Annotated in this window: 10 protein-coding genes and 1 tRNA gene; 7 read left to right on the top strand and 4 right to left on the bottom strand. The window is 61.7% G+C overall.

Going from position 1 to position 12,919, the window contains the following annotated elements:
• The first annotated feature begins 126 nt into the window (after positions 1 to 126).
• The gene (locus AU182_RS06440; RefSeq protein WP_066962616.1) at positions 127 to 1,491 is read left to right on the top strand and encodes an MATE family efflux transporter; all 1,365 of its coding nucleotides are present in this window, start codon (positions 127 to 129) and stop codon (positions 1,489 to 1,491) included.
• Between the two features lie 162 nt (positions 1,492 to 1,653).
• On the top strand, positions 1,654 to 3,144 hold the full coding sequence (locus tag AU182_RS06435; RefSeq protein ID WP_066962613.1) for a succinylglutamate desuccinylase/aspartoacylase family protein: 1,491 nt from the start codon (positions 1,654 to 1,656) through the stop codon (positions 3,142 to 3,144).
• 3 nt (positions 3,145 to 3,147) lie between these two features.
• Here AU182_RS06435 and AU182_RS06430 read toward each other — a convergent pair whose 3' ends face one another.
• From AU182_RS06430 to hemA, 4 genes are read right to left on the bottom strand one after another with little or no spacing between them, the layout of a single operon-like run.
• A complete protein-coding gene (locus AU182_RS06430) occupies positions 3,148 to 4,068 on the bottom strand; it encodes a cation diffusion facilitator family transporter (protein ID WP_066962610.1) in 921 nt (306 codons plus the stop codon).
• A 42-nt stretch (positions 4,069 to 4,110) separates the two neighbouring features.
• Entirely contained in the window at positions 4,111 to 4,938 is an 828-nt protein-coding gene (gene prmC / locus AU182_RS06425) for a peptide chain release factor N(5)-glutamine methyltransferase (protein ID WP_066962607.1), read from the bottom strand.
• Between the two features lie 5 nt (positions 4,939 to 4,943).
• On the bottom strand, positions 4,944 to 6,029 hold the full coding sequence (gene prfA, locus AU182_RS06420; protein WP_066962605.1) for a peptide chain release factor 1: 1,086 nt from the start codon (positions 6,027 to 6,029) through the stop codon (positions 4,944 to 4,946).
• Complete coding sequence (gene hemA / locus AU182_RS06415; protein WP_066962602.1) at positions 6,029 to 7,333, bottom strand: glutamyl-tRNA reductase; 1,305 nt, start codon at positions 7,331 to 7,333, stop codon at positions 6,029 to 6,031. The genes prfA and hemA overlap by 1 nt, the downstream gene beginning before the upstream one ends.
• Positions 7,334 to 7,729: 396 nt before the next feature.
• Here hemA and AU182_RS06410 point away from each other — a divergent pair, with 396 nt between their 5' ends.
• From AU182_RS06410 to AU182_RS06390, 5 genes are all read left to right on the top strand, one after another.
• Positions 7,730 to 9,721, top strand: a complete 1,992-nt coding sequence (locus AU182_RS06410; protein WP_082859261.1) for a tetratricopeptide repeat protein — start codon at positions 7,730 to 7,732, stop codon at positions 9,719 to 9,721.
• The gene (lolB, locus tag AU182_RS06405; RefSeq protein WP_082859260.1) at positions 9,705 to 10,379 is read left to right on the top strand and encodes a lipoprotein insertase outer membrane protein LolB; all 675 of its coding nucleotides are present in this window, start codon (positions 9,705 to 9,707) and stop codon (positions 10,377 to 10,379) included. The genes AU182_RS06410 and lolB overlap by 17 nt, the downstream gene beginning before the upstream one ends.
• Positions 10,380 to 10,460: 81 nt before the next feature.
• On the top strand, positions 10,461 to 11,357 hold the full coding sequence (gene ispE / locus AU182_RS06400) for a 4-(cytidine 5'-diphospho)-2-C-methyl-D-erythritol kinase (protein WP_066962599.1): 897 nt from the start codon (positions 10,461 to 10,463) through the stop codon (positions 11,355 to 11,357).
• A 21-nt stretch (positions 11,358 to 11,378) separates the two neighbouring features.
• Positions 11,379 to 11,453 (top strand) — tRNA-Gln (locus AU182_RS06395).
• A gap of 437 nt (positions 11,454 to 11,890) precedes the next feature.
• Positions 11,891 to 12,823 (top strand): ribose-phosphate pyrophosphokinase, encoded by a 933-nt coding sequence (locus tag AU182_RS06390; RefSeq protein ID WP_066962596.1) that lies wholly within the window; start codon positions 11,891 to 11,893, stop codon positions 12,821 to 12,823.
• The last annotated feature ends 96 nt before the right edge of the window (positions 12,824 to 12,919 follow it).

The raw sequence follows: 12,919 nt of genomic DNA, 5'->3' as shown, positions 1-12,919 counted from the left end.
ACCAATACTGTTTCAGTAACATACTGTTCACTGAAGAGTGGTCGCCGGAGTGCGCGTTTTCTTACACGCCGCACCGGTCTTTGTGAAGATAACGTTCGATCAGTTTAGCCAGCCCGAATCCGATCCATGCTCAGAATCTACAAACGCGCCACAGCCACGGAGCTGCGCCACCTCACCAAACTGGGTGGACCGCTGGTGGTGAGCAATCTGGCGGTGGTGAGTATGGGGGTTACGGATACCATCGTGGCCGGACGCTCCGGCGAGGTAGATCTGGCCGGCCTGGCGCTGGGCTCCAGTATCTGGGCGGTCTGCGCGGTCACGCTGATTGGCATGCTGGCGGCCGTCTCTCCGGTGGTCGCCCATTTGCGCGGCGCCCGCGATGAGCAGGGCTGTGCCCAGCAGATGAGCCAGTCGGTCTGGATCGCCCTGATTGGCGGCCTGCTGGTAGCGGCAGCGCTGCTGGCCGCCCCGCTCTGGAGCCAGTGGATTCAGACCGAAGAACCGGTGCGCAAGGTGATGGTGCACTACCTGCTGGCACTGGCCACCGGCATCCTGCCCTTTGCCTTCGGCAGCGCCCTGCGCGGGTACTGTGAAGGCATGGCACAGGTGCGGCCGGTAATGCGGATCTATCTCGCGGCCGCGGCACTGAACATCCCGCTGGATATTCTGCTCGTGTTCGGCTGGGGGCCCATTCCCGCCATGGGTGGCGCTGGCTGCGGCTGGGCCACCAGCCTGGTGTGCTGGTGCATTGCCATCGCCCTTTACTGGCACGCGGGGCAGGATCCCGCCTACCGCGCCCTCAAGCTGACGCTGATCCCCCCCCGCCCCCACTGGCCGACCCTCAGGCACCTGCTGGCGGTGGGCATGCCCATCTGTATCGGTGCGGCCAGTGAAGTCACCTTCTTCGCCAGCCTTACCCTGCTGCTCGCCTCGTACGGGGCCACCATTGTCGCCGCCCACCAGATTGCCATGAGTATCGGTTCTGTTTTTTATCTGGTGGCACTGGCACTGGCGCAGGCGGTCAGCATCCGCACCGCCCAGGTGCTCGGCCAGGGGCGCCCCAGGCGTGCGCGCTTTGTCAGCACTGTGGGCGTTGGCAGCGGGCTCATCTACGCCCTGTGTACCGGCGTGATCCTGATCAGCCTGCGCAATCTGCTGGTACTCGCGTATACCGGCAACCCGGAAATCATCGCCGTGGCCGCCAACCTGCTGTTGCTGGCCGCCGCCTTTCAACTGGTGGATGTGGCCCAGGCCATGGCGTGGGGTGCACTGCGCGGATACAAGGACACCCGGGTTCCCATGTACATCCAGTTGTTTTCCTATTGGCTGGTTGGCTTAAGTGCCGCCTACTGGATGGGAGAGCAATACTGGGGTGTCTACGGCTACTGGGTGGGTATTTGTGTCGGTCTCGGCACCGCTGCGGTGCTGCTGATCCTGCGGCTGCGCAACACCAGCCGCAAGGCCCTGGCCGGCACTTCACCCCCCGTCTAACACGTGCGGATTTAACCAATCGCCAAGTGCCGCGCAATTTCCCCGGAACCGATTGGCTATACTCGCGCTCTCAGCAACAGGCATCAGACTCATCAATATCCTGTCTGGTAACCTGCCACCCGCTGGCATCGATCATCGCAACCCCTGTAAACGGAGCTTTTCATGCGTCATCGCTCTCTGAGCTTTTCCCTGCTGTTTGTCCTGTCCGGTTTTGTCGCTGCGACTGCCGGTGCCAGTGACATGGATGGAAGTAACGAAGCGGTAGAGATTCAGAATTCGGCAGGGCCCGCAGGTGTAACAGAACAACCGCAGGAAAGCACACGACGGGAAGCAGGCAAGCAGCCGGAAAAACCGATGCCGAAGGCGAAAAGCATCGAGCTGGACAAACCGGTGAAGGAACGGGATCTGGTGGCACCATCCCAGCCGGATACCACCGAACCGGCCGCGGCATCCCCTGCGCCACAATCCCAGCCAGAACCTGAATCCCAAAGCCAGCCAGAGACACCGCAAACTGCGGAGCCGGCAGGCCACCCGCTGCAGCTACTGGGTGCAGAGGTTCCCGCAGGCACCTCGACCCGCCTGGCGTGGTCCCCGAGCCAGCACTTTGAAGGGGTATACAGCGCAACCCCGGTACTGGTGGTAAACGGCGCGGAAACCGGGCCCACCCTGTGCCTCACCGCGGCCATTCACGGTGACGAACTGAACGGCATCGAAACCGTACGCCGGGTGATGTACAACCTGAACCCGCAAACCCTGAAAGGGGCTGTCATTGGTGTGCCCATCGTGAACATGCAGGGGTTTCACCGCAGCTCCCGCTACCTCACCGATCGCCGCGACCTGAACCGGCATTTCCCCGGGGATAAAAATGGCTCCTCCGCCTCGCGTATCGCGCGTTCGTTTTTTGACGAAGTGGTGGTGCACTGCAACGCTATCGTGGACCTGCACACCGGCTCCTTTTACCGCACCAACCTGCCCCAGCTGCGCGGCGACCTGAAAAACCCGAAAGTGGTGAAGCTGACCAAGGGCTTCGGTTCTACCGTGGTGCTGCACAGCGACGGCGCCAAGGGCACCCTGCGGCGCGCGGCCGTCGAAGCGGGCATTCCCACAGTTACCCTGGAGGCCGGCGCCCCCATGGTGCTGGACGAGCGCTCGGTCAGCCACAGTGTCAAAGGTATCCGTACCCTGCTCAATCAGCTGGGTATGGTGAGCAAATTCCGCCTGTGGGGGGACCCGGAACCCGTGTACTACAACTCCACCTGGCAGCGCGCCACCACCGGCGGCATTATTTTCAGCAAGGTGGAACTGGGCTCAACGGTAAGCAAGGGCGACCTCCTGGGAACAGTCACCAACCCCATCACCAACGTGCGCAAGGAGATCCGCTCCCAATACAACGGGCGCATTCTCGGCATGGCGATGAACCAGGTGGTACAGCCGGGGTTTGCCGCCTACCACATTGGTATTCAGGCGCCGGAGGAACAGATTTCGGCACCGGAAGAGGTCACCGCTGAAGCGGAGCCAGAGTCAACGGAAGACAAAACCAATGCAGTCGAACCCCGGCCGCAGGAAACCACCGAGGAAGAAGCGAGTGAGACCCCGCAAGCCATTGACGCGCCCCCATCTGAGGAGCGCGACGAGGCCAGCGAAGAAGACTGAAGCTTAGTGATCGGACGGGCTGACCCGGTCGATGATGGGGGTCGGGTCCAGATGCAGCGGCTCCGGTTGCAGGGTGACATGGTGGATGTCAAAACGCTGAACCAGTGTTCTGCGCAGCCGCGCCAGCACCTGCGGCCAGTCGGACAGCTCGTCCACAACAATGTGCGCCGACAGGGAAATCATACGGCTGTCCAGACGCCAGATATGCAAATCGTGCACCGAACGCACACCCGCTTCCATCGCCATGGATTCCCCCACCACTGGCAGGCTCAGCTCCCGCGGTACCCGCTCCATTAATACATCCACCGCATCCCGCAGCAGCTTGATACTGGAAAACAGAATCAGGATACAGATCAACACCGACAGCAGGGGGTCGATCGGTGTCCAGCCGGTGAAATAAATGACCGCGCCGGCCATCAGGGCAGCCACCGAGCCCAGTAAATCGCCCACCACATGCAGCAGCGCACCGCGGATATTCAGGGTCTGCTCGCCGCGGTGCAGCACCCAGGCCACGGCGATATTCACCAGCAGGCCCAGCGCGGCAATCACCATTACCATGCCACCCTGCACCGGCTGCGGGTTCCGCAGGCGATCAAAGGCGGCGATGGAAATCCCCACTACGATCAGCAGCATCAGCATCGCATTGATCATGGCCGCCAGCACTTCGGCCCGCCCCCAGCCGAACGACATTTCCCGGCTTGCCGGTTTTTGCGCCAGCCATGCGGCCACCGCGCCCAGGGCGAGGGAGAAGGAGTCGGTAATCATGTGCCCCGCGTCACCCAGCAAGGCCAGCGAACCGGAAAGCCAGCCGCCGATGGCTTCAACGACGGCAAACACCAGGGTAATGATGAGACCCCACACAAGGGGTTTCAAATGACCACTTCCGCTGTGGTGGTGAGCGCGGTGGTGGGTGTGATCGTGCATGGATCCTTCCTGCGGTTTGCGCGCCGGCTTGGGAAATTGCCTTTAACGCCGAGCCAGCGTAATACGCTCCCGCCCCGCATAGTCAGGGCGGGTTTCAACTTCGCGGTAGCCGAGTGCGGCAAACAATGCCCGCACCGGTTTGCCCTGCTCCCAGCCGTGCTCCACCGCAAGCAGGCCATTTTCCACAAGATGCGCGCGCGCGTCCTCGGCGATTTTGCGGATATCCGCCAAGCCCTGTTCTTCCGCCACCAGCGCGGTCAGCGGCTCAAAGCGCACATCCCCCTCACGCAGATGCGGATCCCGGGGTTCGATATACGGCGGATTGCTCACAATCACATCGAAGGTGCGCGCCGACAGGGCCGAAAACCAGTCACTGCGACGGACCTCTACGTTGCGAAACCCGAGCTGGGTACGGTTTTCCTCCGCCAGCGCCAGCGCCGCCGGCATGGTGTCCACGGCGGTGATCTGCCAGTGCGGTCGTTCGCTCGCCAGTGCCAGGGCAATGGCGCCAGTGCCGGTGCCAAGGTCGAGTACATTCGCCTCGCTCTGCGGGCAGAGTTCCAGCACAACTTCCACCAGCACCTCGGTATCCGGGCGCGGGATCAGGGTGGATCGATTGACCTTTAACGGCAGGGACCAGAATTCCCGACTGCCGGTGAGATGGGCCACCGGTTCACCGGCGATGCGGCGTTCGATTAGGGTATTGAACTGCGCCTGCTGGGCATCACTCAGCGGATGCTCGGGCCAGGTATACAGCCAGGCGCGGGACTTGCCCAACAGGTGGCAGAGCAGCACTTCCAGATCCAGCCGCGGGCTATCGCTCTCGCTCAGTTCCGCAGCCCGCAGCAGGTTTTCCTTCACCGTGGCCATCGGGATCAGTGCTGCCCCAGCGCGGCCAGCTGATCTGCCTGGTACTCGTTACGCAATGGGCCGATAACCTCGTCCAGCGCGCCCTGCACGACCTCATCCAGCTTGTACAGGGTGAGGCCGATACGGTGATCGGTGACACGTCCCTGGGGAAAGTTGTAGGTGCGGATGCGCTCGGAGCGATCGCCACTGCCCACCAGGTTTCTGCGGGCATCGGAGATTTCCTGGGCGGCCGCAGATTCCTGCGCGCTGTTCAATTTGGCTTGCAGCAGCGCCATCGCCTTGGCGCGGTTCTTGTGCTGAGAGCGCTCATCCTGACACTCCACCACAATGCCGGTGGGAATGTGGGTAAGGCGCACCGCAGAATCGGTTTTGTTGACGTGCTGGCCACCGGCGCCAGAGGCGCGGTAGGTGTCCACGCGCAAGTCGGCCTTGTTGATTTCGATGGCATCGCGTTCGTCCGGCTCGGGCATCACGGCGACGGTGCACGCGGAGGTATGAATACGCCCCTGGGATTCGGTTTCCGGCACTCGCTGAACCCGGTGGGCACCGGACTCGAACTTCAACTTTGCGTACACGTCTTCACCGGAAACCCGGGTAATGATTTCCTTGTAGCCACCGTGTTCGCCGGCGTTTTCGCTGATCACCTCGACGCGCCAGCCCTGCTTCTCTGCATAGCGCGAATACATACGGAACAGGTCCCCGGAAAAAATAGCGGCCTCGTCGCCGCCGGTGCCGGCGCGGATTTCCAGATAGACATTTTTGCGATCGTTGGGGTCGCGGGGTAACAGCAGGGTCTGCAGTTCTTTTTCCAGCGGCTCCAGTTGCACTTCGGCCTCGCGCAGCTCCTCCTGCGCCATTTCGCGCATGTCCTCGTCGCTCTCATCGAGCATTTCGCGGGCGGCCGCCATGTCGTCCTGCAGGGTTTTATAGCGGGTGTAGCACTGAACCACTTCCTCCAGTTCGGAGTATTCCCGGGAGAGATCGCGGAATTTATCCTGATCGCTGATGATTTCCGCATCGCCCAGCAGAGCGGACACTTCCTCGTGACGCTCTACCAGGTTTTCGAGTTTCTGTTGTACAGAAGCTTTCATTATTTCAGTTTCTTTTTTTCCGGCGCAGCGGCCGATACATCTGTTTGCTGGCCGCCATCGTCCGGGGCCAGGCCAATGATTTCCCGCGCAATGCGCAGCCGTTCCATATCGCCATCGGCTGTCGCTTGGCGCAATGCGACGGTGGGTGCGTGAATCAGTTTGTTGGTCAGGGAGCGGGCCAGCTGCTCCAGTAACTGCTCCGGGTCACCACCGGTGCGCAGCTGAATCAGCGCCTTTTCCAGTTCGCACTTGCTGATACCCTGAGCCTGCTGGCGATAGCTGCGGATAGAATCCACCGCGCGCAGGCTGCGGTGCTCGCGCATAAAATCCTGCGCCGCCGCATCAACAATCAGGTCGGCCGCTTCCGCTGCCTGCTCGCGCAAGCGCTTGCCCTCGTCAATTACGCCGCGCAGGTCGTCCACGGTATACAGGTAGACGTCGTCCAGCTTGCCTACTTGCGGCTCGATATCCCGCGGCACCGCGATATCCACCATAAACATGGGGCTGTGACGGCGTTTCTTGAGGGCGGTTTCCACCGCGCCTTTGCCGAGGATGGGCAGCTGACTGGCGGTGGAGCTGATGACGATATCCGCGCGCGGCAGGTATTCGGGGATATCCGCCAGCAGGATTGCTTCCGCGCCAAATTCCTCCGCGAGTGACTGCGCGCGGTGCAGGGTGCGGTTGGCGACAATCAGCTTGGTCACACCCTTGTCGAGCAAATGCCGCGCCACCAGTTCAACGGTTTCGCCGGCACCGATCAGCAGCGCGGTCTGCTGGCTGAGATCGGTAAAAATACGTGACGCCAGGGAAACGGCAGCGAAGGCCACGGACACCGGGTTCTCACCGATGGCGGTTTCGGTGCGCACTTTTTTCGCTACCGAGAACACTTGCTGGAATACATTGTGCAGGGTAGAGCCGACACTGCCGCACTCCCGCGCCACCGCATAGGCGGACTTCATCTGGCCGAGGATCTGCGGTTCACCGAGCACCAGGGAGTCCAGCCCGCAAGCCACGCGCATCATATGGCGCACTGCGGTTTCATCGGTGAACTGGTAGTGGCAGCTGGTCAGCTGCTCCATGGGAACATCGTGGTACTGGGCGATCCACGCCAGCACCGATTCCGGGGTCGCCTCGCCGTAGATCTCGGTCCGGTTACATGTGGAGAGAATTGCGAGCTCCGGGCAATCCAGTGCTGCGCGGGCCTCCGCCAGGGCGCTGGGCATCATCTCGGGGGCAAACGCCACCCGCTCGCGCACCGCCACAGGCGCGCTGTCGTGATTGATCCCCAGGGCTAAAATCGGCATAGGTTCTCGTCGTCTCGTTCGGGCACCCAGGCGCACCTGCCCCGAAATGGTGTTTCTCTCGGTAAAAAGGCCGCACATTGTCCGGGGCAGCCGCACAGCGTGCAAGCGGTATCACGCAATCTTAGCCGCAGGCCACGCGCCCGCCGCCACACAGACCGACTGCGGTTTGACGGTTTAAATAGGTGCTGACTTTGCTGTGGAAGCCGGCTCACCACCACCGGACATGGAATTCAGAACTAGAATTATACGGCGATAACCCGGAAAAATACGCCAACAGACGCCTTGCCACACGGAATGGCCCGCCGCTGCTGCCGGATGCAGTGACGGCAGCGCCAAAACTCAGTACGCCCCCAGGCCACTGGGCGGTGCCTGGCGCGAACGTACGGACACGTTTCTATGCAGCTTTTCTCTACCTCGGCACCTATCAATCAGACCACAGAGACCACCTCGTCTACCCGGCCCACCCACCGTGCCACAGGCAGTGTTGGGGATATTCCGGCCCGACAACCGGGCGGCGGTCACCGGGGGAAACTGCTGGCAGCTGCCATCACCACTGCCATCCTGTGCGCCTGCACCCAGCAACCACACCAGGCGGCCTATCCCGCAAGCGAGCCCACCACAACCGACGCCGCATCCAGCGCGCCCACTCACACCACAGATGAAAACATAGAGGCGACCCCGGGTGACGCGCCCGGTAACCAGGCTGCAGCCACCGCACCGCCGGCTGACGCCGCCGCTGGAGCCCCGGACCGGAACAACACCACCGCAAACAAAGCCAAAGCCTTCCCGATTGAGACCTTTTACACCCTGCTGGTAGCGGAAGTGGCAGGTAATCGGGAGCAGTACGACCTGGCCCTGGCGCACTACTATTTTCAGGCCGAACGCACCAAGGATGCGGGGGTTGCCGCCCGTGCCACGCGCATCGCACGCTTTCTGAATGCCCGCCGCGCCGCACTGCGCTCCGCACTCCTGTGGGTTGAGCTGGAACCAGAAAACGCCGACGCCCAGCTGGCGGCCACCGCGGAACTCACCCTGGCCGGGGAGCTGGACGATGCGCTCCGCCACGCAGAGCTGGCTCTGGACCTGGGCGGCGACGCCCCCCTGCAGTCGGTCGCCGCCACCGCCGTGGATAACGACGAGCTGGCCGCCAAAGTGCTGCCGGAATTCCAGCGCCTGTCGCAGAAGCACCCCGACAACAGCGAGGTCTCACTCGCCCTGGCAATGATGCTGCGGGCCAACAAACGTGCCCAGGAGGCGCTGACCCTGACACGTCAGGTACAGGAGCGAGACCCGACTCTGCTCGACGCCCCCCTGCTGGAATCCCACATTTTGATTGATATGGGCCGCAATAGAGAGGCACGGCGCCTGCTGGAGAACCTCGTGGCGCTCTACCCCAGGGAAAGCCGCCTGCGCCTGCAGTATGCCCGGCTGCTGATCCAGGATGATCTGGAACTCGCCCAGCAACAGTTCGTGGAGCTGGTGAAGCAGCGCCCCAATGATGCAAACCTGATTCTCTCTCTGGCGCTGATCCAGTATGAAACCAACCAGTTTGACAACGCCAAACCACTACTAGAAAAACTGCTGGCGCTCGAGGAGCATGAGTCCGCGGCCCACTTTTATCTGGCCGGTATTGCGGAGCAGACCAACGATGAGGAGTCTGCGGTCACCCACTACCGCATGGTGCGCCCCGGCGGCGACTACGTACAGGCCATTACCCGCGGCACCAACCTGCTGGCCGCCAGCGGCAACACCGGCGAAGCACAGGAATGGTTCGACGAACTGCGCCAGCGCCACCCGGGGCAACAGGAACAGTTCTACCTGCTGCAGACCGAGCTGCTCACCAAATATGGACACCTGGAAGAAGCGCGCACACTGCTGAGCGAGGCACTGAAAACCAACGATGACAGCAATCGGCTGATCTACGCCCATGCGATGACCAGCGAGCAGCTGGGCGACGTGGAGAACTTTGAACTGGGTTTACGCAAATTGTTGTCCCGCGACCCGGATAATGCGAACCTGCTGAATACGTTGGGTTACAAACTGCTTTCCTATGACGACCGCCTCGACGAGGCAATGGCGCTGATCACCAAGGCGCTGGCGCTGAGTCCGGATGACCCCGCGATTATCGATAGCATGGGCTGGGCCCATCACCGGCTGGGCAACCACACCGAGGCAATAAAGCACCTGCAGCGGGCGTACGAGCTGCTGCAGGACCACGAGATCGCCGCGCATCTGGGCGAAGCCCTGTGGGCTGCCGGTGAACGCCAGCAGGCCATGCAGGTGTGGGAGCAGGGATTGCAGGCCAACCCGGAAAGTAAACTCATCCCGGAAGCCATGCAGCGGCTGCAGGATCAACAAAGACTGGAACAGCATGTTACGGAAAGCTGAAGTGTTCTCTCTCTCGTCTACCCGCAGAATTGCCCCCTCCTTCACAGGTACCCGTCGCGCCCTGAAAGCTCTGGGCGCGACTCTGCTGCTTACCCTGGCGGCATGTAGCGCGCAGAAACCGCAACCGCAACAACCGCCGGTACAACAGCCCCCGCAATCCCAGTCCGCCGCAGCGCTGCAGCGCTGGGAGGCGAAGGGCAAGCTGGGTGTGCGCTCGCCGAAAGAAAACGGCAGTGCAAACCTGGTGTGGCAGCAGGCGAACACCAATTACCGCATCCATCTGAGCGGCCCACTGGGTGCTGGCGCGACCACCATCAGCGGCTCCCCCAGCGGCGTCAGCCTGCAAAAGGGCAGTGATCCTGCGGTGTTTGCCTCCAACCCTGCACAGCTAACCGAAGAGGTCATGGGTTGGCCGCTTCCGGTGTCCGAAATGTTTTACTGGGTGCGCGGCCTCGCCGCACCCGGGGCAGCCGCCGGACAGCAAAAAGACGCCCGTGGCCGGCTGCAAAGCCTGCGGCAATCCGGCTGGCAGCTGAATTTCAGCGGCTATCAGGCCGTCGGCCCCTATCAGCTTCCCAGCAAAATCAAGGCCGCAACGACCAATGCCGCGGGGCCGGTGAGTGTCACCGTGGTGATCAAGGAGTGGACCCCCAAGTAGCGCACTACTGACAACACAGAGCGCACGAATGGACTGGCGGCTGGTACACTGGCCGCCAGAATTCACCAGTCCTTTCCATTCATGAACGCGTCCCCCCTAAGCCTGACCCTCACCGCTCCCGCTAAGCTGAACCTGATGCTGCGCATCCTGGGTCGCCGCGACGATGGCTACCACGAACTGCAGACGGTGTTCCAACTATTGGATTTCGGCGACACCCTCAACTTTCAGGCCACCCGCGACGGCCGGATCCACCTCCATTGTCCCAACGTCGATGTCGCTCCCGAGCAGAACCTGATCTACCGCGCGGCACAATTGCTGCGGCAGCATTGCGGACGGATGAACCTCGGCGCCTCCATCGCTGTGGATAAAGCCCTGCCCTCCGGCGGCGGTATCGGCGGCGGCAGTAGCGATGCAGCCACCACCCTGCTAGGACTCAACCACCTGTGGGACTGCAAGCTGGATATCGATAGCCTGGCCGAACTCGGCAGGCAGCTGGGCGCCGACGTGCCCGTGTTTGTACGCGGCCACTCGGCTTTTGCCGAAGGCGTGGGGGAGCGCCTGACCCCGGTCACCATCGCTCCCCGCTGGTACCTGATACTGAAACCCGCCTGCCATGTGAGCACCGCGGCGCTTTTTTCCGATCCGCGTTTGACAAGAGATTCTGCCGCAATTACATTAGCGGCCCTTCGCGACAGGCGGCTGAATACGCACTGGCTGGATGAATACGCCGGCAATGATTTTCAGCCCCTGGTGGAAGACCTCTACCCCGAGGTGGGCAGGGCCAGAGCGTGGCTTGCACAGTACGCAAAGGCTTATCTGACAGGAACCGGCGCCTGCGTGTTTACCGGCTTCGAGTCGGAAGCAGCGGCACTCAACGTGTTTGCTGAGCGACCTGCGGGATGGGAAGGCTTCGTTGCACGCGGCGCGGATGAATCGATCGCGCACCGGCAACTCGCGAAATTTGCAGCAAACGTCTAGATTGACTAACTGCAATATTGCTGGGGTGTAGCCAAGCGGTAAGGCAGCGGGTTTTGATCCCGTCATGCGAAGGTTCGAATCCTTCCACCCCAGCCATATTTTTTCAGGTTGGCAGTGAGTTTAGCGATAGCGACGCACTCTGACAGGTTCGAGCCGGAGCTGGCGAAGCCAGCGGAGACCAGCGAGCCGCAGGCGAAGCTAATCCTTCCACCCCAGCCATTTCCTTTTTAGTTTTCCGGAATTCATCCATGAATTCCGGAAAAGACGCTAAGCGCGGCGCATGTCCGCCCTTAGCTCCCGACAAATCAGCAACGCTGATTTGCGGGCGGGCCCGCCTTGGCCCGCTACCGGAGCACTCGGCACCTTCCGAGCTAATATTCAGGCTTAAAGCCCTCATCAAATACTTGCACCAAATGGTCGCCCAATGAAACGGCATCACACTATCCTGCAAGCAGTTCCCGCTCCGCAATCCAGCTGAATTTCACTACTATCTTCTACCCCCAACGAAAAAGGTACTCGCAGTGGCTGACTTAATGGTCTTCACCGGCAACGCAAACCCGGAACTCGCACAAAAGATTGTTGAGCATATGGCGATACCGCTGGGCGAGGCGGTGGTGAAACGCTTCTCCGACGGGGAGATTGCGGTAGAAATCACCGACAACGTGCGCGGCCGGGATGTGTTCGTGGTGCAGTCCACCTGCCAGCCCACCAACCGCAACATTATGGAACTGATCCTGCTGGTGGACGCGCTGCGTCGCGCATCGGCGGGCCGCATCACCGCCGTCGTACCCTACTTTGGTTATGCCCGCCAGGATCGCCGTGTGCGGTCGCAGCGCGTGCCAATTTCCGCCAAGGTGGTCGCAGACATGATGGTCAGCGTGGGCATCGACCGCGTTCTCACCGTCGATCTGCACGCTGAGCAGATCCAGGGCTTCTTCGACGTACCGGTGGATAACGTATACGGCTCCTCCGTACTGCTGGACGATATCGAGCGCCAGGGCTACCAGGACCTAGTGGTCGTGTCCCCGGATATCGGCGGTGTGGTGCGCGCCCGCGCGGTGGCAAAGAGCCTGGACTGCGACCTGGCCATCATCGACAAACGTCGTCCGGCGGCCAATGTGGCTGAAGTCATGAACATCATCGGTGAAGTGAGTGGTCGCACCTGCCTGCTGGTCGACGATATGGTGGATACCGCTGGCACCCTGTGTAACGCTGCCAGTGCACTGAAAGACCACGGCGCCACGAAAGTCGTGGCCTACTGTACCCACCCGGTACTGTCCGGCAAAGCCATCGAGAACCTGAACAACTCGGTAATGGATGAGCTGGTCGTCACCGACTCCATCCCACTGGGCGACAAGATGGAAAAGGCGCCGAAAATCCGCCAGCTGACCCTCTCCGCCATGCTGGCCGAATCCATGCGCCGTATCAGCAACGAAGAATCCCTGTCCGCGATGTTCCGGTCGTAAAACCCGGCCTGAATCTTCTCTCGTGAAGCGCTGGCATTCGCCCGCGCTTCCCCTTAGAATACGCGCCCGCCCGGCACTGCCGGGCGTTTACTATTG

Origin of the sequence: Microbulbifer sp. Q7 (assembly GCF_001639145.1) — a bacterium.
Lineage (GTDB): Bacteria > Pseudomonadota > Gammaproteobacteria > Pseudomonadales > Cellvibrionaceae > Microbulbifer.
This window is presented reverse-complemented; position numbering and strand designations above follow the sequence as displayed.